This is a genomic window from Runella sp. MFBS21 (assembly GCF_029433105.1).
Lineage (GTDB): Bacteria > Bacteroidota > Bacteroidia > Cytophagales > Spirosomataceae > Runella.
Genome location: NZ_JARNTW010000017.1, coordinates 50,928 through 75,094, shown reverse-complemented (window position 1 = coordinate 75,094; position 24,167 = coordinate 50,928). Strand labels below are relative to the sequence as shown.

General features: G+C 42.3%; 21 protein-coding genes. 13 read left to right on the top strand and 8 right to left on the bottom strand.

Annotation, left to right across the window (positions count from 1 at the left end; translation table 11 throughout):
* Positions 1–65: 65 nt before the first annotated feature.
* Complete coding sequence (locus P1X15_RS24470; RefSeq protein WP_277340764.1) at positions 66–1,046, bottom strand: acyl-ACP desaturase; 981 nt, start codon at positions 1,044–1,046, stop codon at positions 66–68.
* A 134-nt stretch (positions 1,047–1,180) separates the two neighbouring features.
* Between P1X15_RS24470 and P1X15_RS24465 the strand changes: the two genes are divergently transcribed.
* The 7 genes from P1X15_RS24465 (at position 1,181) to P1X15_RS24435 (ending at position 9,228) form a co-directional block, all read left to right on the top strand.
* Positions 1,181–1,918 (top strand): 1-acyl-sn-glycerol-3-phosphate acyltransferase, encoded by a 738-nt coding sequence (locus P1X15_RS24465; protein ID WP_277340763.1) that lies wholly within the window; start codon positions 1,181–1,183, stop codon positions 1,916–1,918.
* Positions 1,919–2,122: 204 nt separating this feature from the next.
* Entirely contained in the window at positions 2,123–2,407 is a 285-nt protein-coding gene (locus P1X15_RS24460; RefSeq protein ID WP_277340762.1) for a hypothetical protein, read from the top strand.
* Between the two features lie 226 nt (positions 2,408–2,633).
* Positions 2,634–4,187, top strand: a complete 1,554-nt coding sequence (locus P1X15_RS24455) for a SulP family inorganic anion transporter (protein WP_277340761.1) — start codon at positions 2,634–2,636, stop codon at positions 4,185–4,187.
* 36 nt (positions 4,188–4,223) lie between these two features.
* Complete coding sequence (locus P1X15_RS24450; protein WP_277340760.1) at positions 4,224–5,789, top strand: SulP family inorganic anion transporter; 1,566 nt, start codon at positions 4,224–4,226, stop codon at positions 5,787–5,789.
* On the top strand, positions 5,758–6,426 hold the full coding sequence (locus P1X15_RS24445; RefSeq protein WP_277340759.1) for a carbonic anhydrase: 669 nt from the start codon (positions 5,758–5,760) through the stop codon (positions 6,424–6,426). Before P1X15_RS24450 ends, P1X15_RS24445 begins: the two co-directional genes overlap by 32 nt.
* Positions 6,427–6,699: 273 nt before the next feature.
* Positions 6,700–7,923, top strand: a complete 1,224-nt coding sequence (locus tag P1X15_RS24440; protein ID WP_277340758.1) for a peroxiredoxin — start codon at positions 6,700–6,702, stop codon at positions 7,921–7,923.
* Between the two features lie 69 nt (positions 7,924–7,992).
* A complete protein-coding gene (locus P1X15_RS24435; protein WP_277340757.1) occupies positions 7,993–9,228 on the top strand; it encodes an MFS transporter in 1,236 nt (411 codons plus the stop codon).
* A gap of 67 nt (positions 9,229–9,295) precedes the next feature.
* Here P1X15_RS24435 and P1X15_RS24430 read toward each other — a convergent pair whose 3' ends face one another.
* The gene (locus P1X15_RS24430; protein WP_277340756.1) at positions 9,296–10,729 is read right to left on the bottom strand and encodes a Gfo/Idh/MocA family protein; all 1,434 of its coding nucleotides are present in this window, start codon (positions 10,727–10,729) and stop codon (positions 9,296–9,298) included.
* 271 nt (positions 10,730–11,000) lie between these two features.
* Between P1X15_RS24430 and P1X15_RS24425 the strand changes: the two genes are divergently transcribed.
* The 3 genes from P1X15_RS24425 to rhaT all read left to right on the top strand — a co-directional run bounded on the left by P1X15_RS24425 (position 11,001) and on the right by rhaT (position 13,704).
* Positions 11,001–12,380, top strand: a complete 1,380-nt coding sequence (locus P1X15_RS24425) for a cytosine permease (protein WP_277340755.1) — start codon at positions 11,001–11,003, stop codon at positions 12,378–12,380.
* Between the two features lie 6 nt (positions 12,381–12,386).
* A complete protein-coding gene (locus tag P1X15_RS24420) occupies positions 12,387–12,551 on the top strand; it encodes a hypothetical protein (protein ID WP_277340754.1) in 165 nt (54 codons plus the stop codon).
* A gap of 97 nt (positions 12,552–12,648) precedes the next feature.
* Positions 12,649–13,704: an L-rhamnose/proton symporter RhaT gene (gene rhaT, locus P1X15_RS24415; protein WP_277340753.1), complete on the top strand. Its 1,056-nt coding sequence runs from the start codon at positions 12,649–12,651 to the stop codon at positions 13,702–13,704.
* A gap of 44 nt (positions 13,705–13,748) precedes the next feature.
* On the opposite strand, the gene P1X15_RS24410 is transcribed toward rhaT, so the two are convergent.
* The 3 genes from P1X15_RS24410 to P1X15_RS24400 all read right to left on the bottom strand — a co-directional run bounded on the left by P1X15_RS24410 (position 13,749) and on the right by P1X15_RS24400 (position 16,305).
* Positions 13,749–14,378, bottom strand: coding sequence for an ABC transporter ATP-binding protein (locus P1X15_RS24410; RefSeq protein ID WP_277340752.1), 630 nt, complete (start codon positions 14,376–14,378; stop codon positions 13,749–13,751).
* A 90-nt stretch (positions 14,379–14,468) separates the two neighbouring features.
* A complete protein-coding gene (locus P1X15_RS24405) occupies positions 14,469–15,404 on the bottom strand; it encodes a sugar phosphate isomerase/epimerase (protein ID WP_277340751.1) in 936 nt (311 codons plus the stop codon).
* A 43-nt stretch (positions 15,405–15,447) separates the two neighbouring features.
* Positions 15,448–16,305 carry a sugar phosphate isomerase/epimerase gene (locus tag P1X15_RS24400; RefSeq protein WP_277340750.1) on the bottom strand — a complete coding sequence of 286 codons (858 nt, stop codon included), beginning with the start codon at positions 16,303–16,305 and terminating at the stop codon, positions 15,448–15,450.
* Between the two features lie 162 nt (positions 16,306–16,467).
* Here P1X15_RS24400 and recG point away from each other — a divergent pair, with 162 nt between their 5' ends.
* A complete protein-coding gene (gene recG / locus P1X15_RS24395; RefSeq protein WP_277340749.1) occupies positions 16,468–18,582 on the top strand; it encodes an ATP-dependent DNA helicase RecG in 2,115 nt (704 codons plus the stop codon).
* 4 nt (positions 18,583–18,586) lie between these two features.
* Here recG and P1X15_RS24390 read toward each other — a convergent pair whose 3' ends face one another.
* Both P1X15_RS24390 and P1X15_RS24385 read right to left on the bottom strand, forming a co-directional pair.
* Positions 18,587–19,348 carry a LytTR family DNA-binding domain-containing protein gene (locus P1X15_RS24390; RefSeq protein WP_277340748.1) on the bottom strand — a complete coding sequence of 254 codons (762 nt, stop codon included), beginning with the start codon at positions 19,346–19,348 and terminating at the stop codon, positions 18,587–18,589.
* A 26-nt stretch (positions 19,349–19,374) separates the two neighbouring features.
* The gene (locus P1X15_RS24385; protein WP_277340747.1) at positions 19,375–22,449 is read right to left on the bottom strand and encodes a two-component regulator propeller domain-containing protein; all 3,075 of its coding nucleotides are present in this window, start codon (positions 22,447–22,449) and stop codon (positions 19,375–19,377) included.
* Positions 22,450–22,695: 246 nt separating this feature from the next.
* On the opposite strand from P1X15_RS24385, the gene P1X15_RS24380 reads away from it, so the two are divergent.
* Together P1X15_RS24380 and P1X15_RS24375 are read left to right on the top strand one after the other, a co-directional pair.
* On the top strand, positions 22,696–23,022 hold the full coding sequence (locus P1X15_RS24380; protein ID WP_277340746.1) for a LytTR family DNA-binding domain-containing protein: 327 nt from the start codon (positions 22,696–22,698) through the stop codon (positions 23,020–23,022).
* A gap of 44 nt (positions 23,023–23,066) precedes the next feature.
* Positions 23,067–23,489, top strand: a complete 423-nt coding sequence (locus P1X15_RS24375; protein ID WP_277340745.1) for a hypothetical protein — start codon at positions 23,067–23,069, stop codon at positions 23,487–23,489.
* On the opposite strand, the gene mnmD is transcribed toward P1X15_RS24375, so the two are convergent.
* On the bottom strand, positions 23,480–24,160 hold the full coding sequence (mnmD, locus tag P1X15_RS24370; protein WP_277340744.1) for a tRNA (5-methylaminomethyl-2-thiouridine)(34)-methyltransferase MnmD: 681 nt from the start codon (positions 24,158–24,160) through the stop codon (positions 23,480–23,482). The two genes, P1X15_RS24375 and mnmD, sit on opposite strands and share 10 nt — an antisense overlap.
* Positions 24,161–24,167: the final 7 nt, after the last annotated feature.

Here is a 24,167-nt window from a genome sequence, read left to right as displayed (position 1 = left end):
AAAAAGCAGTGAATCACTGCTTTTTTTGTGCTTTGGAATGTATAAACGGGATAGCAAACCTACTTTTAGGTAGCAATCCAACTAAAATTGTAATTCAAATCTGGAATTTTGGTACGCTCGGCGACTCTTCTCAAACGAGCCGGAAGTGCCATCATATAATCTCTAGCACGCTCTCCCGCTTCATTGAGCCCACTTATTTTATCGATTTTCCACTCTTCCAACAACGACTCCATGATTTCGATATAATCATACGTAGTATATACTCCGATTCGTTGCGCAGCATCTGAATAATGACTAAATGTTTCGCTCAATTTTACACCCGTTTCACGCAAAAAATGAGCAGGCATTACAATCTTTTTACGCATCATATCTTCAAAAGCGAGCATCATCTCTGAAGGATCTACCTCAAAAATACGCTCTACAAAAGCTTTATAAGCCTTGGCATGACGCATCTCATCGGCTGCAATCACCCCACACATTTTGGATAAAAGCGCATTGCCATATTGCTTGGCCAACGTAGCCGTACGCCGATGCGAAATATTGGTAGCAAGCTCTTGAAAAGACGTATAAACAAAATTGCGATAAGGGTCTGTACCTGTTTGGATATCAAATCCATCCGCAATAAGGTACTGAGTCGATACCTCCATAGCACGCATATTGATGCGCCCCGACAAGTAGAGGTATTTGTTCAACAAATCGCCATGACGGTTTTCTTCGGCAGTCCAAGCGCGCACCCACTTTGTCCAGCCTTGATTAGGGTCTTGCTGATTTACTCCTTCTACGGTCATCAACCAAGATTCGTAGGTAGGCAATGCTTCTTCAGTAATAGCATCTCCCACCAACACAGCCATATAATCATAGGGTAGCTCGCGGGCGGCTTCTTGGAGGAGTTTGACATCATCCAAAAAATTTTCGCTAGTGGCATCTGGCAAAAAGTCAGCAGGTTGCCAAATATTTTCGATGGGTTTGAGAAATTCATCAAAGATTGAATCAATCTTCTGACCAATGAACTTCATAACCTCTATACGGGTGGAAGGAAGTTGCATAAAATATCAATCGGTTAAATAGAATATAACGAAATTTTGCCGAAGGTACGCATAATTTCAAAAAAAATGATTGCTAAGGTGTTTTAGGAATGTTTGATTAATTTTGACCCGAAAAGATTTTTTGCCACAATTACATGAAAAAAATTCTGGATTACATTCTTAGTGCCATATACTTGCTATACTTTGGGCTTACGTTGTTAGTATTTCACTTGATTCAGGTGATTTGTTTCAATTTTTTTAGTCGTAAAATTCATCAAAAATCCGTTCACCTGCTCAATGGCTCTCTCTTGCACGGCTTATGGATAGTGGGCACTCGCCTCCAATTTGTTTCTAAAGCTCCACTTCCTACCGACCGCCCTATTATTTTTATTGCCAATCACCAGAGTATGTTTGATATTGTAGGAATGATTTGGTATTTACGTAAAAACTATCCCCTTTTCGTCTCCAAAATAGAGCTATCAAAAGGGATTCCGAGTATTTCTTATAATCTCCGCAAAAGTGGTGCTGCCCTCATCGACCGCAAAGATGGTAAACAAGCTATCATGGAGATTGCTAGACTAGGAAAGCTAATTGAGGAAACAAAGTTTTCGGCAGCCATCTTTCCTGAAGGAACTCGCTCTCGTACGGGTGAACTCAAAACCTTTGCCACAGGTGGTGTAGGAGTGCTTATTAAAAGAGCTCCAAGTGCATTGGTAGTGCCTATCGCCATCAAAAATACCGCTAAACTAAACCCCAAAGGTATTTTTCCCCTTAGCAGTTTTGAGAGATTATCGTGGGTAGTGCTTCCTGCCATTGAACCCAAAGGGAAAACGCTCGAAGAGATAGTAGAAAGCTCAAAAGCGGCCATCGAAAAAGAACTAAAAACGATATAAGTCTATTTCCTACCTCTTCTTCCCCCAAGCATTGTGCTGACTATTTAAGGTTTTGCAATAAAAAATTTGTTGGGAATTAGAAAATATAGTATCATTTTTGCATATTACTAAAAGTTGTAGTTGATTCTTAAAGTCACGTCAGACCAATCAATGCATTACGCCAAAATCGTCATATTGCTATTTTTTAGTCTCCTGATAGGGTTAATGACAACGCTTAAACCTCTGGCAAGCGGAGGTAAGAAGGTACTCTCTACCGAAAATCAAACAAAAAGCTCCTGCCCTACTTCAGATTGCGACTTCCCTACCGACGAAGAAACCAGTGAAGAGACCAACGAAGAAGATAGCGAATGGGACGATGAGATTGTATTTCTACTGAATGATATTTTCAAAGTATATGCTTTAGCGGAAATTTTCAGCAACTTCACTTATTTAGTGCTCAACCCCGAGCCATTTAGTTCTATTTGTATTCCTCCTCCTGAGCAATCCTAAAGATTTTTGATTTACAGAAATAAAAGCATCCTTTTCTCTATAGACTGCTTTATTTCAATTATTGCTTTAAAACCACTTCAACTATTGTATCTCAATAGGATTTAATGACAATCACCTTATAGATTGTTCTCCTTTCTGAATACAGCTTATGTATGGTGGTCTTAAACATACTTTTACTCTCATATCTCCCCCTTAGTATAGATTTTCATATTTCAGACCTACAAAAATGAAGGACCTACTTAAAGATTTAAAACATGATTTACCGGCAGGATTAGTGGTATTTTTGGTGGCATTGCCTCTCTGTTTAGGGATTGCATTAGCCTCTGGAGCCCCACTTTTTTCAGGGATTATTACTGGGATAGTGGGCGGAATCGTGGTGGCATTGGCAAGCGGCTCCCCTCTAAGTGTTAGTGGACCTGCTGCTGGCCTCACAGTAATTGTCCTTAACTCTATCCAACAACTGGGCTCCTACGAAGTTTTTTTGGCCGCCGTGGTATTGGCTGGTATCTTACAGGTTATTTTAGGGTATTTGAAGGCTGGTATTATAGGGCACTATTTCCCGTCAAGTGTCATCAAAGGAATGCTAGCGGCAATTGGGCTTATCTTGGTTTTTAAACAAATCCCTCACGCTTTGGGCTATGATAAAGACAGCGAAGGTGATTTCGTTTTTCTACAGGTAGATGGTCAAAATACTTTTTCAGAAATCCTCAATGCCCTCAACTTTCTGCACCCTGGAGCCATTATCATATCAAGTATCTCGCTTTTGATTTTGATTTTATGGGACAAGCCTTTTTTGAAAAGATACGCCTTTTTCAAGTTTGTACCAGGAGCACTTATTGTGGTGATTTTAGGGATTGTATTAAACCAAATTTTTAAAGTTTCTTTTCCTAAAATGGCCCTTGCCAACGACCATTTGGTAAAGCTACCCGTGGCTAATTCGCTCCAAGAGTTTGTGGGACAGTTTACCCTTCCCGATTTTTCGGGTCTTGCCAATTATCAAGTTTATGTGGTGGCGATTACGATTGCAATCGTAGCAAGTTTGGAATCCTTACTCAGCGTAGAAGCCGCCGACAAGCTCGACCCTTATAAACGTAACACCCCTACAAATCGTGAATTGAAGGCACAAGGCCTTGGTAATATAATATCAGGATTGATTGGAGGATTGCCTCTTACGGCTGTTATAGTACGTAGTTCGGCCAACATCAACTCAGGAGGAAAGACCAAGAAATCAGCTATCATTCACGGGCTTTTCTTGTTTATCAGTGTAGTTGGATTTGCAAACTTGCTCAATCAAATTCCCCTAGCTTGCTTAGCTGCGGTCTTACTAATTGTAGGCTACAAACTTGCCAAACTATCTTTGTTTAAATCCATGTATGATTTAGGCTGGGAGCAGTTCATTCCTTTTGTGGTAACGATTGTTGCTATTTTGTTCACTGATTTGCTCAAAGGAATTATTATCGGAATCGCGATTTCTATCTTTTTCATCTTGCGCAACAACTACCGCCGTGCGTACTTACTGATGAAAGAGGAGCATCAAGAAAACGAAAAAATCACGATTCAGTTGGTAGAAGATGTGACGTTTATTAATAAGGGGGTTATTACACTGACTTTAGACAAACTTCCAGAAAATTCTAATGTCGTCATTGATGGTAGTAAATCTCACAACATTGATTTGGATGTGCTTGAAATCATCCACAATTTCAAAGAAACTGCCCTTTTGAGAGGAATCAGCCTTGAGCTACGAAATATTCCAGAGTTTAAAGGACTAGCAGCTCACTGAGAAGACCAAGGATCACACTTTTCATTTTTTTAGCCAATGACTCTAAAGCATTTTAATAAAGATTTTTCAGCAGGTTTATCGGTTTTTTTGGTGACCCTCCCTTTATGCCTCGGCATTGCCTTGGCATCAGGGGCACCTTTGTTTTCGGGGCTTTTGGCAGGAATTGTGGGGGGAATTGTGGTTACTTTATTCTCTGGGTCTGAGGTAAGTGTGAGTGGTCCTGCGGCGGGGCTTACTATCATCGTATTAGATAGTATTGCGGTACTGGGGAGTTTTTCTCACTTCCTTGCGGCAGTAGTATTGGCGGGTGCACTACAATACCTACTAGGATGGCTCAAAGCAGGAAGACTCAGTAGTTTTGTACCGTCGAGTGTCATCAACGGTATGTTGGTAGCGATTGGCATTGTGATTATCCTCAAACAAATCCCCCATGCTCTAGGCTGGGATGCCGATGTAGAAGGAGAATTTGATTTTTTACAACTCAATCATCACAATACCTTTTCTGAAATTATCGAGGCTATCAGTCACCCTCACCCTGGAGCTATTGCCATTAGCATCACCTGCTTAGCTTTGATGATAACTTGGGAATATTTTTCGAAAAAAGACTTTCGATTTTTCAAGATATTTCCTATCAGCCTGTTGGTAGTACTTACGGGAGTCTTGATGAACCAAGTTTTCAAATTATGGATTCCGTCGTTTTACTTAAGTGAGAGCAGTCACTTAGTAAAAGTACCTCTTATTTTAAGCCTTGAAGATGCTTCTAGTGCTTTTCATTTTCCAGCTTGGGAAGCTCTTTCCAACCCCAAAGTTTACTTGGCGGCTTTTACGCTTACACTTGTAGCAAGTATTGAGTCTCTTTTAAGTCTTGAAGTAGCCGACAAGCTCGACCCTCAGCGCCGTATTTCATCGCCAAGCCAAGAACTCAAAGCGCAAGGGATAGGCAATATGGTATCGGGGCTTATTGGAGGACTACCGCTGACCTTGGTGACTCTTCGTACTTCTGTCAACATATACAGTGGGAGCAAAACGCGCCTATCAGCTTTTATTCAAGGGATATTGATGTTGATTGCCGTCATTACCATTCCGCAATTACTCAATTTTATTCCTTTGGCCTGTTTAGCCGCTTTGTTGTTACTAATAGGATACAAGCTAGCAACTTCCCAAGAGCTTCCCCAACTAGACCTCAAAAGTCTTCCACAGTTTTTACCATTTTTTGTAACGATTGTTGGGATTATTTTCTCCGACTTGCTCTTAGGAATTGTATTGGGATTGCTGACGGGGATAGTTTCCATTATTGTTACTAACAATCGCTATGCAATCAGTGTAGCTCGTGACCAACAGAACATCTTGATTCTATTCATGAAAGATGTCACTTTTATGAATAAAGCTTATCTCAAAAGCCTCTTAGATTCTTTTGAAAAAGGGGATTCGGTCTACATTGATGGTACAAGAGCCGAATTTATCGACCATGATATTTTCCGACTCTTAGAAGATTTTAAAAAAGATGCCTTCTATCGAGGCATTCAAGTTGAATTTAAAGGAATTTCACCACATAAATATTCTTTCAAAAATGCAATCATATCAAAAACTCCTTTTAGCTAATAAAGCTTGGGCTTCCGATAAATTAAGAGTTAACGAAACTTATTTTGACGAACTAGCCGCCGATCAAAAACCCGAATTTCTATGGATTGGCTGCGCTGATAGTCGTGTGCCTGCCAATGAAGTAACAGGCACCGCTCCAGGCGAAATCTTTGTGCACCGTAATGTAGCCAATCTTATTCTTCACACCGACATCAATATGTTGAGCGTATTACAGTATGCTGTAGAGGTATTAGAAGTAAAACATGTATTGGTAGTCGGTCACTATGGGTGCGGCGGCGTAAAAGCTGCGATGACCAATAAAGACTACGGGCTTATCAACAAGTGGCTGCGTAATATCAAAGATGTGTATGCCAAACACGAAGAAGAACTTGAGAGCGTTCCAGAATTTAATGATAGATTTAACAAGCTAGTAGAGCTCAATGTAATGGAGCAAACAATGAACTTGGCCAAAACAACTATCATACAAAGGGCTTGGAAAAAACGTAATTACCCTCATTTACATGGATGGGTGTTTGACCTTCATACGGGTCTTATCAATTCTATCATGGAAATCCCTCCCAACTCTCCTGTGGAATCTATCTACCGATATGATTTACAAGAAGAGGAAGAATTAGCCCTTCATTATAGCAAGGGTTAAAAACACTCACAGGAGAAAGGCCCAGTCTTTCTCCTGTTTTTTTAGGTACTACTTCATTTCAAAGGTAAGCCCTCGCTAGATTTTATAAACGCTGCCTACCTCCCACGGGTAAAAGACTGCGACGACTATCCACTTTATAATCTTAATTAAAATTTGGTGCCTTCTCATCTAAAAAAGAAGAGAAGAATACCTATGTATTGAATAAAATGGGATATAGTCAACTTTTCTAAAAAAAAGGTTGTTCTGAAATAACAACCCATTTTAACAAACTAAATGAAACAGTTTTTTGCCACTCTCCTTGCACTCAGCTACTTCTATAGTGCAGTAGCACAAACCTCTCTACCCAAAAGCACTTGGCGTGCTGCCCTCCAAAGAGGAAACCATGATTTACCTTTTGGGCTTGAAATAACTCCCAAAACCAACGGCAAATATGAAGTCGTGGTCATCAATGGTGCCGAACGGCTTGCCATGGATGAGGCCTACATGGAAGGCGATTCTCTACACATTCCGATGTTGATTTTTGACTCCGACTTGGTAGCCAAAGTAAGCGGCAATCAAATGAAGGGTTCATGGAAGAAAAACCGAAATGGTAAATGGGTATCTGTATTGCCTTTCAAAGCAGAGAAGGGTAATGTGTATTGGTTTGCCAAGACACCCCAAGCTACTACCAAAAATATATCTGGCAAATACGCCACTTATTTTCAGCGTCCCGAACGTAAAGATTCTTCTTTTGCGGTTGGTATTTTAGACCAAAAAGGCAGCAAGCTGGCTGGGACTTTCTTGACTCCTACTGGCGATTACCGTTATTTGGCAGGCGACATCATAGGCGATAGCCTTTTCATGTCATGCTATGATGGTTCGCACGCCTTTTTGTTTAGAGCAGCCATTTTACCCAATGGTCAAATCAAAGGTGGATTGTGGTCGGGTATTTCAGGTTATCAGCCTTTTACGGCTACGCTCGACCCAAGCGCGGCTTTGCCTTCTCCTACGGCGCTTACCTACTTAAAACCAGGCTATGAAACCCTAGATTTTTCATTTCCTGATACCAAAGGCAATCTCATTTCTCTCAAAGATGACCGCTACAAAGGAAAAGTAGTAGTATTACAAATTTCAGGGACATGGTGTCCCAACTGCATGGACGAAACGCGATTTATGGTACCTTGGTACAAGAAAAATGCTTCGCGAGGAGTCGAAATCATCGGGCTTATGTTTGAACGCTCTGGTGATCTGAAAGTCTCAGGCCCCAAAATTGATTTTATGGGCAAACGTTTTGGTGTGCCTTACCCGTTACTTTTGGCGGGCATAGTAGATGCCAATGCTGGTAAAGCCTTGCCTGCCCTCAACAATATTTCAGGCTATCCTACTACGATTTTTATTGACAAAAAAGGGCGTGTCCGCGAAATCCACACTGGGTTTTCGGGACCGGGTACTGGCAAATATTACGATGAGTTTATTGAAGATTTCAATGCGCTTATCAACAAACTTTTAAGTGAGTAATCTGATTAAAAGACTCCTGTCCTATCTGCTTTGGGTAGGAGTCTTTGTTTATTTTTATTAACAGCCTCAATGTCTCAAAAAGAAAAATTACTTCTCTTCGTCTTGGCGTGTTTGAATTTCACGCATATCATGGATTTTATGATTATGATGCCCCTTGGGCCACAATTGATGCGACATTTCGATATTTCGCCTCAAGAGTTTGGACTTTTGGTGTCGGCATACAGTTTTAGTGCGGGTCTCTCTGGCTTTTTTGTGGCTTTCATTGCCGACAAGTTTCCGCGCAAGCAAATCATGCTCATCGCTTATACAGGTTTTGTAGTAGGCACGTTGGCGTGTGCTATGGCACCTACTTTTGGGTTACTCATGGCGGCCCGCACTTTTGCGGGGGTTTTTGGTGGCGTACTAGGTGCTCAAGTGATGTCGGCAGTGAGTGATGTGTTTGAATATGAGCGTCGTGCAAGTGCCATGGGTGTAGTTATGACTGCTTTTTCGGTGGCGTCGGTTGTAGGGGTTCCGTTGGGACTTTATTTAGCTTCCGAATTTAGCTGGCACGCGCCATTTTGGTTTGTGGGGATTGTGGGTATCGCAGTTATTGGATTGATTTGGCGGTATGTTCCTCGCCTCGACGGACACTTACAAAATCCGTCTCAACTAAAAACCCCTCCTTTTGCGGCCATTACCAATATTTTGTCAGACACCAATCAGCTACGTGCGCTGTGGCTGACGGCCACTATCATGTTAGGGCATTTTAGTATCATTCCGTTTATTGCTCCCTTCTTGACCGCCAATGCCCATTTTAGCGAAAACAAACTGTATCTAATATACGCCGTCGGTGGAGGGCTTACCCTTTTTACGGCTCCTTTGGTGGGCAAATTGGCCGACCGTCAAGGCAAATACCCCGTATTTGTGATTTTTGCTTTACTATCTATGATTCCGATGTGGCTCATTACCAATTCCACCTCCAATCGTCTCTTTTCTGTTTTGGGAACAGCCGCTATCTTTTTTGTTTTTTCAAATGGCCGTCTCATTCCCACTCAAGCCATGACCTCCTCTGTAGTGTTGCCTCAGCAACGTGGCAGTTTTATGGCTATCAATACCTCTTTACAGTTGTTGATGCAATCAGTAGCAGTATATCTGGCCGGACTTATCATTCAAAAAATGCCCGATGGAAAACTCCTTCATTATGATTGGGTCGGATACGGTGCGATGTTGTTTATATTTTTCAGCATTTTTATTGCCAAAACCGTCAAACCTGTGGATAAGATTACCCCGCCAATCGAAAAAAGTGAAGTGCTGGAATGTTGACCAATCAAATCCATTCCCCCTCAAATAGCACACGTTGATTGGCTCGATTTGAGGGGGCTACTCACTGTTATGTCCAACCTTCTCGATACTGACGTTTTACAAAAGCATTGGCTGCGTCGAAGTTCGTAATTTTCATATTTTGCCCATCCCACAAAAGGCGTTTGCGGCCCGTGAATTTGCCATTTTCGCGATGCAAGTAGCTACGGACGGCCAAATTGCCCATCAAAACTATTTCGGTCAAAGGACCTGATTCCGCAAACGACGAACTCGTATAAGTGCCAAAACCCGCTTTACAAGCTTTAACCCATTGCTGTTGATGCCCCGCAGTGTCTCCTTCTACTAGGGGACGAGTAGGAGCAGGAAACTTTACATTCTGTAATTGCCCTTTCACAAAAAGTTTGGGATTATTGCCAAAAAGCTCACAAGCCAATACGCCTTTGGTTCCTACAAAAAGCACGCCACCGTTGTTGTCGGCAAATACTTTTTCGTAATCACAGCCCTCGGGGAGCTTTGGTTTGATACCACCATCATACCATGAAAGACTCAATTCGCCTAATTTTTTGGAACTGGGATGCGGAAATTTGAGGTGCACCGCCGTAGCTTGTGGCCCAATATCCTGAAAGAATGATTCCTTGAAAAAATCGCCATATACGGAGCTTGCCGAACATTCTACTGAAGTAGGGTAGCCGAGTTTGAGCGTACGGAAAGGCACATCCATAAAATGACACCCCATATCGCCCAAAGCACCTGTCCCAAAATCCCAATATCCGCGCCACCGAAAAGGCATATACGCTTCGTGGTATTCGCGGTAGGGCGCGGTTCCTAGCCACAAATCCCAATCTACCTCCGCCGGAATCGGCATGGTTTCGTTTTTATCTTTGGGAGATTTTACGCCTTGTGGCCATACGGGGCGGTCGGTCCAAACCTCTACCGTATGAACTTCCCCAATCATACCCGATTGGACAATAGCTTCGGTTTGGCGAGTTCCTTTACCGCTTGAGCCTTGGTTGCCCATTTGGGTTACCAATTTTTTTTCTTGAGCCAATTGGGTCAGCATCCTTGCTTCCCAAATATCGTGTGTAAGGGGCTTTTCAAGATAAATATGCTTGCCTAGCTGCATCGCCGCATTGGCAATGACGTAGTGCATGTGGTCGGGGGTAGTTACGATGACCGCATCAATGTTTTTGGCTTCTTTCTCCAACATCTTGCGGTAGTCTTTGTAATAAGGTGCTGAAGGAAATTTCTCTCTAAACTTTTTAGACTGACGGTCGTCCACGTCGCAAAGCGCCACGATGTTGTCCGAGCCATTATTGTATGCCAACGTAATATTTACATCTGCCTTTCCTCCACATCCTATGGCAGCAATATTGAGCTTATCGCTCGGTGCTACAAACCCTTTGCCTAATACATGTCGAGGTACAATCATAAAGCTTGCCGCCGCTAAAGTACTCCCTTTCAAGAATTTGCGACGTCCTAAAGACGAAGTTTCATTGGTTTTCATTGGGTTTGTGATAGAAATTAAGTTTAGAAATAAAATCGTGAAAAATTACTAAAAACAATATTTAGAAAAACACAAAATCAAGTTTTTATACTCTTTAGGAAATGGTTTCAGAATAGAAGTCCAATGTTAATTCAATAATTTGAAAATGGTATAAATAGCACTATCCAACATTATATCATGGTAGAGGCAAACTGAGGAAGCAGGAGAGTACGGGTCATGGTAGAAAAATGGAAAATTTATCTTTCGAAGAATAATAATCCTATAACCTAATATGAAGCTAACCGAACTTACCGAGCAGCTCAACTCCGTTGAAGAGTTTGAGCGCGAACCTATCCCGCCCAAAGCTATCAAAAAATGGACTAGTTTTTTTGGACTCTACGCAGGCGAGCATACCGCTGGTACTGAATTTGTAATTGGCCCGTTGTTTGTGGCGCATGGCGTGAGTACGGGCGACTTGCTCGGAGGGCTTCTGGTAGGCAATATTTTGGCGGTTTTGAGTTGGGCTTTGTTGTGCGCGCCTATTGCGGTTAGAGAGCGTATTACGCTTTATTATAAATTAGAAAAAATCTGTGGCCCTACCCTCACCAAAACCTACAATGTGGTCAATGGACTCATGTTTTGTTTTTTGGCAGGTTCAATGATTGCGGTTTCTGCTACGGCAGTAGGGATTCCGTTTGATTTGCCTCTTCCCAAACTCACCGATTTTTATCCCAACAGCGCCACATGGGTAATCATCGTTTTAGTGATAGGTCTGGTAACTACCCTAGTGGCAATGCTAGGTTATAATCTCATCTCTTACGTAGCCAACTTAGCCGCCCCTTGGATGTTTTTAGTATTTGTAGCAGCCGCAGTAGCGGTTTTACCTGAATTAGGGGTTCATTCTTTGGGTGATTTTTGGGACGTTGCCAATACCAAAATATGGACAGGCACACCTTTAGAAGGACAGTCGAAGTTTACTTTTTGGCACGTCATGTTTTTTTCGTGGTTTTGTAATATGGCCATGCACATCGGAATGGCCGACATGAGTATATTGCGCTATGCCGATAGCTGGAAAGCGGGCTTAGGCTCCGTATCTGGTATGTTTTTGGGCCACTATATCGCTTGGACTGCCTCGGGCATTTTGTATTCCATATTTCTACTCAATGCTACCGACAAGTTGGCCTTTGCACCGGGTCCAGTTGCTTATTATGCCGCTGGTGTAGCAGGCATTGTGTGCGTGATTGTGGCGGGATGGACTACCGCCAATCCCACGATTTATCGAGCCGGTTTGGCATTACAATCCCTTTCTCCTCAATGGAAAACTTGGAAAGTTACGCTTGTAGTGGGTCTCATCACCACTATTGCCGCTTTGTTTCCAGCGCTTGTTATGAAGCTACTTGATTTTGTAGCCTTGTATGGATTATTGCTTATGCCTATGGGAGCCGTGATTTTTGCGGATGTATATCTCTTACCCAAACTCAACTTAAAAGTTGAAAAAGCTGAAAAAGAAAAATTATCCGTCAATTGGGCCGCGGGTCTTACTTGGATTTTGACCTTGGTTTTTTGTTTGGCTTTAAACTTGCTGGTGGGTATCGAAATCTTCTTTTTAGGCTTGCCCGGCTGGTTTGTAGCTACTGGATTGTATTTAGGTTTAAGCAAAGTTTTGAAATAAAATATCATGAAACTTCTCTGGTATCTATTGGGTGCTCTAGGTCTAGGACTTACTATCATCCCGGCCATTATGGTATTTAATGGCTCCCTTTCTTCTAGTGAAAACAAAAACTATATGACCATAGGAATGATTGTGTGGTTTGTGGCAGCTACCAAGCTCATTAAACGCTAGGGATAATACCTGCATCGTGAAACAGGTGAGTACAGGGTAAAAGCGAGAGCTATCAACTCTTATCTTTCGTCCCAAAACTTTTTTAACCTTTTCACAAATGCAGGTACTATTTGGTGTCATCTATCACTTTATAGGTGGCTTTGCTTCTGGAAGTTTTTATATCCCTTACAAAAAAGTCCGTGAGTGGTCGTGGGAAAGCTATTGGATTGTAGGAGGTATATTTTCTTGGCTGTTAGCTCCTTTTTTAGCCGCTTTTTTGACCGTTCCTCATTTCATGGATATTATTCAAAATACTGATAGTAATATTCTATTTTGGGTATATGTGTTGGGAGTATTGTGGGGAATTGGCGGGCTTACATTTGGACTTACCATGCGTTATTTAGGGATGTCGCTTGGGATGGCGATTGTTTTGGGGTTTTGTTCAGCTTTCGGGGCACTCATTCCGCCCATTTATCGCGATTTGTTTACCAACGATACCCACGGCACTTTTTCGAGTATGCTCCAAAGTACAGGTGGCCAAATCGTTTTACTGGGCGTAGCAGTATGCCTCTTGGGGATTTATATCTGCGGCAAAGCAGGGGTCATGAAAGAAAACGAACTCTCAGAAGAAGCGAAAAAAGAAAGTGTCAAAGAATTTGACTTCTGGAAAGGGCTTATTGTAGCTACTATTTCGGGCGTATTGAGTGCTTGTTTCAATTTTGGTATCGAAGCCGGTAAAAGCATGGCCGAAGCTGCGCTGGCAAATGGCAGTAATCCTTTGTTTCAAAACAACGTCATTTTTGTACCGCTGCTTTGGGGTGGGCTTACTACCAATTTTATTTGGTGTATGCTGCTCAATACCCGCAATCGCACTTTTGTAGATTATACCAACTCTAAAGCCCCTCTCAAAACCAATTATATATTTTCGGCCATTGCAGGTACTACCTGGTTTCTACAGTTTTTTTTCTATGGTATGGGTGAAAGCAAGCTAGGCAATGGCGCAAGTTCATGGATTTTGCACATGGCTTGCATCATCATTGTATCCAACGTTTGGGGGATTTACTTTAAAGAATGGAAAGGCGTATCAACTCCTACTTATCGGACCATTATTTTGGGAATTGCCACCGTAATTTTATCGGTAGTGATTGTCGGGATCGGTAATTATTGGAACTAAAACTAAACAGGACAGAAGGTGTTTAACACGCTCTGTCCTGTTTGCTATTTACCTTTAGGTTTATAATCCCCCACATTAATCACAGTATCAGCAAAATCATATTCGGCAGGGATATTTGAACAAATCAGCAACAGTTGATTTGTGCCAAGGCGCTGCACTTCTTCCCTGTACCAAGCCGACCAACGCGTATCAAGGTTGGAGGTAGGCTCATCTAGCATTACGACAGGTACATCCGAATAAAACGCCAATGCCAATTTAAGCCGTTGCTTCATGCCCGAAGAGAAGTTTTTGATGGCTTTATGTTTAGAAGACTCTAATTCTAGTTTATCCAAAATTTCGTCTTTGGCGTTGGGCGTTTTGAAAGGTTTGAAGCCTGCGTGAAAATCAAGCAATTCGAGCAAGGTAAACTCTTCAATCAGTTCTAAATAAGGAGCCGCTATGATGAGCTGCTTATACCATTTATCTTCTTCAATGGTTTGGTTATTAAGCCGATACTCCATTTTGCCTTCGGTAGATGGTATCACTCCCGAAATCACTTGCAGCAAAGTCGATTTTCCGCTTCCATTGGGCCCTACGAAGGTATAAGTTTGCCCTGCTTGTAGTTCGAGATTTAACTCCCTAAAAATCCACTCACGGTTGAAACGCTTGCCCAGTTGGTTGATAAGTATTTGCATGAATAAAACTTTAATCAAAACGTGGGCAAAGGTCACAACTAAACGCAGTGTTACCAAAGTATTTAAGAAAAATCCTTGTCTTTATTCCTACTAAAGTTTGGCCTCTACGAGCCATTGTTTAAACAGGTTCAAGTCTTTTTTCATCGCTACCACCAACTCTTCTTTGGAAATAGTGAGTTTCTTGGCACCATTTTCGGCTCCTCCGAGCGGGTATTCGTAGTGCATAGTGATGGGCACTTTAAAGTCATAAGGTTTTAGCACTTCCAAATACTTTTTCCAGTTGACTACCCCCTCTCCTAGCGGACATCCTTGCTTACCCCACTTATCATTTTTCTTGGTCCAATAAAAGTCTTTAATTGCAATCGACTGAATATGCGGTGCAATCAAATGAAAGCCCGCTTCCCATGAACCACCTGCTTCGGCAGTGGCGTGATTGATGTCGTATTGAGATCCTAGTGCCATGGGTTTGATGCCCTTGAGTTGCGAATGCAAATCCCAAATCGCCGCTCCAAAATAATTTCCAGAGTGGTTTTGGTATTGGCCTGTGATCCCGTATTTGTCATTAAGGGCCGCTATTGCTTTCAATTTCTGTCCAAAAGCTACGCTTTGCTCAGCTATGTTGTTTTGTTTTAAATTGTAAGGATACCATCCCATACGATAATGCTTGATACCTAGCGACTTTGCCGTTTTTAGGATTCGCTCAGTTTGGGCATCGGCTTCCAATATGCTGGTTACCATCAAAGGAATTTCTAACTTATGTTTCCGAAAAGCTTCCACCGCCTTAGGCAAATCCTGCTCTACGCGCTCAGGCAATACGTGCCCGCCCGGCCGCACCGTCAAATCAAGGCCATCAAAGCCAATACTTGCCACCGTTTCGGCCAACTGCTCATAGTCGTCAATCCATTGAAACATCTTTGAAAAAACAAAAATCTTTTGCTGACTTAGTTGAGCTGGCTGGGCTTGGAGCACCTCATGCACTAGAGTACTTCCGACTAAGGTGGTACCGATAAATTGACGACGGTTCATAATATTGTTTTTTATGGTGATTCAAAGACAAGTTAAAGCCCGCTTATCCAAACACTTCACGTACAAACTTCACATTCTGGGGATAAGCATCTTCCACGGTTTTTCCTTTGGGCACAGCCCCTTCTATTTGAGCCCACCCTTTATATTCAATTTCGTCCAAAAGCACTTTTACGTGCTTCCAATCAATAGAGCCTTGCCCTAGCAAAAATTCATTTTCTTTCAGATGGATTTCGCTGATTAACTTGCGTTTGCCCAGCATCAAAATCTCGGCATAAGGGTCGTGGCCTGCATCGGCAGCATTGCGAGGGTCGTAATAAACGCGCACATTGGGCGAGCCTACTGCTTCTATGATTTCTAAGTGTTCTTTGGCACTCAAGTAAGACTCTATTGCCAATATTACGCCTTGTTTTTCGGCTTTTGGCGCCACTTGCCGCAGCCGTTCTATGACTATTTTTTTGCCTTCGTCGTCTTTGCGCAAATCACCTTGTGAAAAAAAAGCCAATAATACGACCTGCACTCCCAAGGCATGAGCAGCATCGATACTTCCGCTGACCCAATCCACAGTTCGCGCTTCAGACTTAAGGGGAACTCTATTCAATTCGCCGATGGCCAAGCTTGCGATTTTCACCCCCGTTTGCAAAGCAGCGGCGCGCATTGCTTCTTGATTTTCGGGGCGTAAGAGATAGGTTTCATCCTTGCGCGAATTATAACTCAACTGTACTCCTTCAAGACCAATCTGCTTGGCAAAGGCAAATACTTCTGGATTACAGGCTCGATGCAGCGACCAGTCACATGCCCCTAAATGATACTTTTTTTTGGTGGGCTGCCCCCACAAAGTGGTACCACCTAACAAAGAGGCCGCAACCACAGGCAAGTGAATAAGAGCTTCTCGGCGTTTCATTTTTGGAATAAAATTACAGTTTTTGATAAAACGTAACTTTATTGGAAAAATACTCTTAATGGGTTATTTTTACTAAAAAATCTATCTTCTGAGTTTTTTAGCGGCTTTGCAGCTTCCGCCTAAGGAGAGCCTTTGAATGCCAGATAAGCGAGATAAACATCCATGAATCAAACAAGAACTACTACCAATTTTTTCGAAACTAAAATTGAATTTTTGAAAGGAGTAGGCCCCCAACGCGCCGAAACCCTCAATAAGCAACTTAATATTTTTACTTTCGGAGAACTTATTCAGTATTATCCTTTTCGCTATGAAGACCGTAGTCGTTTTCACCATATCAACGAACTCACCGAAGATATGCCCGCGGCTCAACTTAAGGGTCGTATCAGAGGAATGGTAGTGGTAGGAGAAGGCCACAAACGTCGCCTTACGGTAGAATTTACGGACGGTACGGGCGTGGTAGAGTTTGTGTATTTTCAGAGCATTGACTGGCACCTGAAGCACCTTAAAGAAGGTGGAGAATACATTGCCTACGGCAAACCCCAACGATACGGGCAACGCATCAATTTTAGCCACCCCGAAATCGAAACCCTCAACCCCGAAAACGAAAATGGCGGGTATTTTCAGCCTATCTATAACCTTACTGAGACTCTCCGCAAAAAGCATTTAGATAGTCGCTTTTTGAGCAAAATCATGCGCAATTTGCTCGAACTCGCTACTCCACATTTTAGAGAAACCCTACCCGAAGAACTTGTTCGGAAGTTTCGGCTGCTCTCTAAAACCGATGCGATGTGGAATATTCACTTGCCTGATAGCGACGCAGCGCTCAATCAAGCCCTAAGAAGACTCAAGTTTGAAGAGTTGTTTTACAATCAATTGCGATTGTTGAAAAACAAAATTCTTCACAAAATCGAATATCCGGGTCAAATCTTCCAGAAGCTAGATTTGGTCAAACAATTTTACCAAGGTGGCCTGTTGCCTTTTGAACTTACCAATGCCCAAAAACGCGTCTTGCGCGAAATCCATGAAGATTTTAAAACGGGCAAACAAATGAACCGCTTGCTGCAAGGCGACGTAGGAAGTGGCAAGACGATTGTGGCTTTTGTGGCGATGCTCATGGCTATCGACAATGGCGCCCAAACCTGTATCATGGCTCCTACCGAAATCTTAGCCGACCAGCACTATCGCGGATTGAAAGGATTTGTCGATGCCCTTGGGCTCAACATCGCCCTGCTGACAGGCTCTACGACCAAAAAAGGCAGAAAGTTGATTTTGCCGGACTTAGCCGAAGGAAACATTCATATCATAGTGGGTACACATGCGCTGCTTGAGGATCCCGTTCAATTCAAAAATCTAGGGCTGTGTATCATCGATGAACAGCACCGCTTTGGCGTAGCTCAACGCGCCAAACTTTGGGCTAAAAACCCCACGATTCCGCCTCACGTTTTGGTCATGACAGCGACCCCGATTCCGCGTACCTTAGCTATGACGCTCTATGGCGATTTAGATTTAAGTATCATTGATGAGCTTCCCGCAGGACGTAAGCCCATCAAAACAGTACACCGCTACGACCAGCATCGCATCACGGTATTTGGTTTTTTGAGGGAAGAAATCAAAAAAGGGCGTCAAATCTACATCGTTTATCCCCTCATCGAAGAGTCAGAAAAACTGGATTACAAAGACCTCATGGACGGCTACGAAAGCGTGACGCGCGCCTTTCCCGAATACCATGTGAGCATCGTCCACGGCAAAATGCTGGCCTACGAAAAAGACGACGAAATGCAGCGATTTGTAAGGGGCGAAACCCATATCATGGTAGCTACTACCGTGATAGAGGTAGGAGTCAACGTACCCAATGCCAGTGTGATGGTCATCGAAAGTGCTGAGCGTTTTGGGCTTTCTCAGCTCCATCAGCTCAGAGGTCGCGTAGGACGGGGCGCCGAGCAGAGTTATTGTATTTTGATGACAGGCGTCAAACTAAGCAAGGACACAAGGCTCCGCATCGATACCCTCTGCCAAACCAACAATGGATTCGATATTGCAGATGTGGACCTCAAACTACGCGGGCCGGGGGATTTGTCGGGCACGCAGCAAAGCGGTCTGCTTGATTTACTGATTGCAGATTTGGCCAAAGATGGCGAAATCCTGAAAGCCGCCCGCGCCGCTGCCGAAGCGATTTTACAAGAAGATACGGATTTGATTTTACCCAAAAACGAACCTATCAGAGCTCATATTGATTCGCTTCGCAAAGAAGAAACCAACTGGAGCCGAATCAGCTAGGGGCTTATTTGATGGTCAACTTAGCGAGTTCGGTCAGAAAATCTTCTTTTCGGCGACGAGCTACTTCGATTTGGGTGTCGTCGTTCATCACGATGATGCCCCCCTCTCCTTTGATGTATTTTTTTACGTGTCTCAGATTGACTAAATATTGATTATGCACCCTCACAAAATGATAAGGCGATAACAATTCTTCATACTCCTTCAGATTGCGAGAAACCATGATTTTTTTGCGCCCTACCATATAAAAAATGGTATAATTGGCATCCGACTCACAACGAAGTATCTCTCTAATAGGCACATAAAAAATACCTTCCTGTGTGGGCAGAGCAATCTGCATGGTTTCGGCTTGCCCTCCTCTCAAATTCTGTAAAAAAACTTCCAAATTTGGGATAACATTGGTCTTGCCCTTGATACGAGCAATCGCCCTTTCTACCGCCGTTTCGAGTTCATCTATATCAATAGGTTTTAATAAATAATCGACAGCTCCAATCTTAAAGGCTTTGACGGCATAATGATCAAAACCTGTCGTAAAAATGACCTCAAAGGGAATATGCCCCAAACTATTGAGCATATCAAGGCCGCTTTTGCTGGGCATTTGAATATCCAAAAACACCAAGTCTGGTGTAAGTGCCCGAATAGCCCTAATCCCTTCATCGGCCGAATGACAAAACTGCGCCACAAAAATCTGGGAACTAAAAGGCTCTAGCATTTTTTTTAAGGCTTGGCAGCCCATCAGTTCGTCATCAATAATGAGTGCTTTTAACATAACGTTGAGTATCTAAAGTATCCGCCCTAAAATCCATTGTCTACCAATTTCAACCCTTGTTGTGCCAAGTCAGGCAAGATTATTTTCACGCGCGTACCAGTGGGTTGTTGCTGCATATCATACAAATCATCAATGATAATCTTTGCCCCCTCTGTATTGTGTTGTCGATTGAAGGTTTCGATACTATCCAATACATTTTGAGTTCCTTTGGATTTACGACTAGGCGAAAGATGCTGCACTATTTCACGTGCTTTGGTCCTCCCTATTCCGTTGTCTTCGATGATGCACGACACGTAGTCTTTATTTTCTCGACAAAATTTTAGCGAGATTTTCCCTCGTTCAGCTTTGTGCATCAATCCATGCCAAATCGCATTTTCGACGTGCGGCTGAATCATCATCGTCGGAAAAACCGTTTCGTGAGCATTGAGCAAGGGATCGATTTCTATCTCAAAATCAAAACGATTGTTCACAAATCGCATTTGTTCCAGTTCGATGTAGAGATTCATAAAATTGACGATACGCTCCACCGACGCTAGCGGCGTATCGGTATTGTCTAAAATCTGACGAATCAATTTTGCAAACTTGGTGAGGTATTTGGAAGCCTGCCGATTTTGGTCATGCAAAATGAAATTGTTAATCGAATTGAGGCAATTAAAAATAAAGTGGGGGTTCATTTGCGCCCGTAACGCTTTCATTTCTAACTCGGCAATTTGTCGATTGAGGTTAATTTTTTCTTTTTCACGCTCCTTAATAAACCTGATTCGGTGGGTAAAGAAAAATACAATGCCGATCACACCTAAAACAATCGCTAGGGTTTTAAACCAATCTTTGACCCAAAAAGGAGAGACAACTCTTAAGCGAAAAGTAGTGGCGGTTTCATTCCATTCACCTGCCGAATTACTTGCTTTTACTTTAAAGGTATAGTCGCCCGCTGGCAATTGTGAGTAACTCACAAAGTGACGATTGCCACTATAAATCCACTTTTTATCGATACCTTCTAGTTGATAAGCATATTGGTTTTTTTGAGGTGCGGCAAAATCAAGGGCGGCAAATTCAAAAGAAACAAAGTTGTTTTTATAATCAATAATCAAAGGCAAATCCCTCTCAAACCCTACCGACTCGTTCATGACTTTCACATCCGTAATTGCTACCGGCGACAGATTACTATTGCGTTGTAAACCTTGTGGACGAAAAATATTGAAGCCATTGACGCCCCCAAACACCATTTCACCATTTTTTAAGAGCAAAAACGAACCTCCAATAAACTCGTTGTTTTGAAGACCATCGTATACATCAAAATTAGTAAAAGTCTCACGGACAGGATCAAAGCGAGAAAGTCCCGTATTGGTACTAATCCATACATAGCCTTGTGAATCAATCAAAGAGCCATAAACAATGCTATTGGCCAAACCTTCGGTGGGCGTATAAAGCTTGAGATGTTTGGTGCGTAGATTGTATTTACCCAACCCTACTCGATAACTACTCAGCCAGAGTATTGAGTCGCCTTGAATGTTTACATCACTTATGTCTTCAAATTTACTTTGAGTTTTGGGCAGCATCAGCCGAACTGACTCTATCAGCCCCGACTTAGCCACATACTTCTGCAACCCTATTCCTCTTCCTATCCATATATTTCCTTCTTGGTCTTCTTTAAAAGAAGTAACTATATCTCCCGCTTGATTAGCATTGGGCCATAGTTGCAGCCGATGCGTACCAAAATCGTAGGTAATAAAACCCTTTACTGAACCAATCCACAGACGTTGATGACTATCTTTGTATAGGGTTCTTAGATGAGATTGGGATAAATACTCAAACAATTCCCTCTCATGTGGAAGAGGCGAAAGGATTTTTTTTTGTAAAACATCCACTTTTATCAAACCCCTAGCCGTAGCGCACCAAAATACCCTAGGACTCACTTCCACCATCGAAAACACCCGATTTTGCTGCTGTTCGGGGGTTTCTACTACTTCAAATTGATTGGTATCACGATTCCATAAATTGATTCCTTTTCCATCTGTTCCTATCAGAAGCCGATTGCCAAACTCTCCAAAAGACAGGACAAAATTGTAGTTTAGTCCTTGGTCTTGGTTGATAGTCCTAAACTTACCTAGTCGCAAATTGATTTTATTGAGACCACTGTTGTTGCTTCCTACCCAAAACAACCCTGTCTTATCTTCATAAATACTATTGAGGGGAGCTCCTTTGAGGCTATTGAGACGCCGATAATCCAAATCAGAAGCCAAGAACTCTAGTTTTTCGCTAGTGGGGTTAAAACAAAAAATTCCTTCATGAATACTCACCCATATCTTTCCAGCGCGGTCTCTAAACACCTCTCGTACAGGAAAGCGAGTGAGCTTAGGAAACGACTCCCGCAAATCATACTTCTTGATTACCTTAAAAGTACGTGCATCTACTTTCCATAGTCCAAAATCTTCGACACCTATCCAAACAATATTGTTCTCTAAAATAATAGGTCTGATATTGGAATCCTCGGGAAGTTCTTTCAAAATTGGATAATATCGATTTTGTACCACATCCAACACCCATGTTTTTTCGGGAGTAGTAAAAAGCAGTCGTTGGGGATTTAAATATATGACATTGAGCACATTGAGATTAGGAGCTTTACAAAAAAAGGTATTGTTGGCAGTATTGAAATAGTAAAGGCCTTTGTTTGTTGCAAGCCATAAGCTAGCACTATCTCTGTAAGCAATACGCCTCACCCGAATATTAGGTAAAAAACTCCTGAGCGAATCAGTGGCTAGATGCAAACGAGAAAGCCCATTGGGAGTGCCAACCCACAAGACATCTGCCTGATTTTGGTACAAATACCGAACGCTATTGCTCGCCAAGCCGTTTTGAATTTTTCCAATCGCCGACCTATATACCTTAAACTGATAGCCGTCGTAGCGCAGCAAGCCATCATCCGTACCGAGCCATAAAAAACCCGAGTGGTCTTGAAGAATATCCCAAACGGTATTTTGGGTAAGTCCGTTTCGGTTATCAAAATTTTCGACCCATACATTTTGAAACACCTGCCCTATCCCTACCCAAGGAATCATTATTAAAAAGTAGCCTACAAAAATCCGTGACCAATAGCGCATTTAAAAGGGGCTTTAGGAGTGTAAGTCAAAGTACGTAATTACCAAAAATACATCAAAGCCTGCCAGCTTTTTATTGAAGCTGCCAGTTATTCATCGGTTGTTTTTGGAAAAAATACTAAGTCTTAGTTTTGACTAATCCTTCTAATTAAACCATAGCTCAGTCTCATGAATTCAATTTCTAACTCAACGCATTTTTTACAAATTCATCGTAGTAAATTTTCAAATCAAAAAATCATCCTTCCTTTCATGAATCGTTTCGTGTCGGTATTTATTACGGAGATTTTGTACATCAGAAGCGACGTCAATTATTGTTATGTTTATCTACGAGATGGCCGTAAGTTTTTGATTGCCAAAACCCTCAAAGAATACAATGACCAATTAGACGCTTTTCTTTTTGCGCGTATCCACAAATCATATCTAGTGAACCTCAGTGCGATTGAAAGCTGCAATTACGCAGGCTATGAAATACGTCTTTACAATGGGATTTGCTTACCTATAGCTCGCCGCAAGCGCAAAGTTTTTTTTCAACAATACACTCAAGCATTTGCTCTCCTTCCTCGTTTAGCAAGTTGAATATTCTATTTACGATTATCTAACCCTAAGCTCTCCAACATCCGATGAAAGAGTTTTTGATGATATTGGGTCTCTGCGCTGGGTGTATTGTGCTAGTTTCAGCTTTATGGTCAGGAATTGTTTTTTTGATGTCTTACCTAAGTGGATGGCAGCGCTTAGCCCTCAAATACAAAACTCCTCTCCAAACCAAGGGCCTTTATACTGGTATCTCAGGGCGCATCGGCATGGTAAGTTACAATGGGATTTTGCGAGTAGCATTTAGCGAAAATGGACTCTACCTACACGTCATGTCTCTCTTTGGTATGGGGCATCCTCCGCTGTTGTTTCCGTGGAGTGAGCTAAAAAACCTACATGAGACTGATTTTCTGATGAGTCATTCAGCAAAATGCACCATTGACGGTATTACGATTGCGTTGCCTGCAAGGTATTTTGCCACGCTTCAAAGCTACCTTAGTGCCTATACATGAGTGTCAATAAAGATAGCTCTCAGCACCTCACGTTTATGTCCAGGGCCAGGATGTTTCTGGATTTCAAAACCAGCCGCTTTCAAATTACGCTGTACATAGCCTTTTGAGCAATAAGTCGTTAGGTTACTTCCTTGTTTAAGCCATTGAGCTAGTTTTTCAAAAATATCTTGTGTCCACAGTTCAGGCTGCGCCGAAGTGGCAAAGGCATCGTAATACACCGCATCAAACCTCCACGAAGTCTGAAACGATTGTAAAGTAGTATGATGCTTTTCTAAAGAGAAATAAGGAGAAATCTGAACCTTTTCTCCCCAAGATGCTTCAAAAAGTTGGGAGAAATGAGCGGCATTTAGCACTCCTCCATAATTGAGCAGCTGATGCTGCTGAATAGCCACGGGAAAAGCCTCAACGGCTACATAATGCACTGGAATTTGAGATTTTTCGGCTTCTAGCCAAGTAAGAAGGGCGTTGAGTCCCGTACCAAATCCCATTTCAAAAATAGTAACGGGGCCGTTTTCGGGTTGGTATCGTTTGAAGGCTTCTCTGAGTCCTAAATCGATAAAAATATGCAGCGATTCTTGCAAAGCCCCATGAATCGAATGGTAATGAACATTGAGTGCTTCGTTCAATAAAGTATGCGAACCATCAGCCGTAACAACGAGTTGAGTAGTCATTACAAAA

Coding starts and splice junctions, on each gene's coding strand:
- P1X15_RS24430 (WP_277340756.1), bottom strand. CDS start 10,729: ATGAAAACCAATGAAACTTCGTCTTTAGGACGTCGCAAATTCTTGAAA.
- P1X15_RS24400 (WP_277340750.1), bottom strand. CDS start 16,305: ATGAAACGCCGAGAAGCTCTTATTCACTTGCCTGTGGTTGCGGCCTCT.
- P1X15_RS24460 (WP_277340762.1), top strand. CDS start 2,123: ATGACAACGCTTAAACCTCTGGCAAGCGGAGGTAAGAAGGTACTCTCT.
- mnmD (WP_277340744.1), bottom strand. CDS start 24,160: ATGACTACTCAACTCGTTGTTACGGCTGATGGTTCGCATACTTTATTG.
- P1X15_RS24425 (WP_277340755.1), top strand. CDS start 11,001: ATGAAGCTAACCGAACTTACCGAGCAGCTCAACTCCGTTGAAGAGTTT.
- recG (WP_277340749.1), top strand. CDS start 16,468: ATGAATCAAACAAGAACTACTACCAATTTTTTCGAAACTAAAATTGAA.
- P1X15_RS24470 (WP_277340764.1), bottom strand. CDS start 1,046: ATGCAACTTCCTTCCACCCGTATAGAGGTTATGAAGTTCATTGGTCAG.
- P1X15_RS24465 (WP_277340763.1), top strand. CDS start 1,181: ATGAAAAAAATTCTGGATTACATTCTTAGTGCCATATACTTGCTATAC.
- P1X15_RS24405 (WP_277340751.1), bottom strand. CDS start 15,404: ATGAACCGTCGTCAATTTATCGGTACCACCTTAGTCGGAAGTACTCTA.
- P1X15_RS24455 (WP_277340761.1), top strand. CDS start 2,634: ATGAAGGACCTACTTAAAGATTTAAAACATGATTTACCGGCAGGATTA.
- P1X15_RS24435 (WP_277340757.1), top strand. CDS start 7,993: ATGTCTCAAAAAGAAAAATTACTTCTCTTCGTCTTGGCGTGTTTGAAT.
- P1X15_RS24410 (WP_277340752.1), bottom strand. CDS start 14,378: ATGCAAATACTTATCAACCAACTGGGCAAGCGTTTCAACCGTGAGTGG.
- P1X15_RS24445 (WP_277340759.1), top strand. CDS start 5,758: ATGCAATCATATCAAAAACTCCTTTTAGCTAATAAAGCTTGGGCTTCC.
- P1X15_RS24420 (WP_277340754.1), top strand. CDS start 12,387: ATGAAACTTCTCTGGTATCTATTGGGTGCTCTAGGTCTAGGACTTACT.
- P1X15_RS24375 (WP_277340745.1), top strand. CDS start 23,067: ATGAAAGAGTTTTTGATGATATTGGGTCTCTGCGCTGGGTGTATTGTG.
- P1X15_RS24385 (WP_277340747.1), bottom strand. CDS start 22,449: ATGCGCTATTGGTCACGGATTTTTGTAGGCTACTTTTTAATAATGATT.
- P1X15_RS24380 (WP_277340746.1), top strand. CDS start 22,696: ATGAATCGTTTCGTGTCGGTATTTATTACGGAGATTTTGTACATCAGA.
- rhaT (WP_277340753.1), top strand. CDS start 12,649: ATGCAGGTACTATTTGGTGTCATCTATCACTTTATAGGTGGCTTTGCT.
- P1X15_RS24450 (WP_277340760.1), top strand. CDS start 4,224: ATGACTCTAAAGCATTTTAATAAAGATTTTTCAGCAGGTTTATCGGTT.
- P1X15_RS24440 (WP_277340758.1), top strand. CDS start 6,700: ATGAAACAGTTTTTTGCCACTCTCCTTGCACTCAGCTACTTCTATAGT.
- P1X15_RS24390 (WP_277340748.1), bottom strand. CDS start 19,348: ATGTTAAAAGCACTCATTATTGATGACGAACTGATGGGCTGCCAAGCC.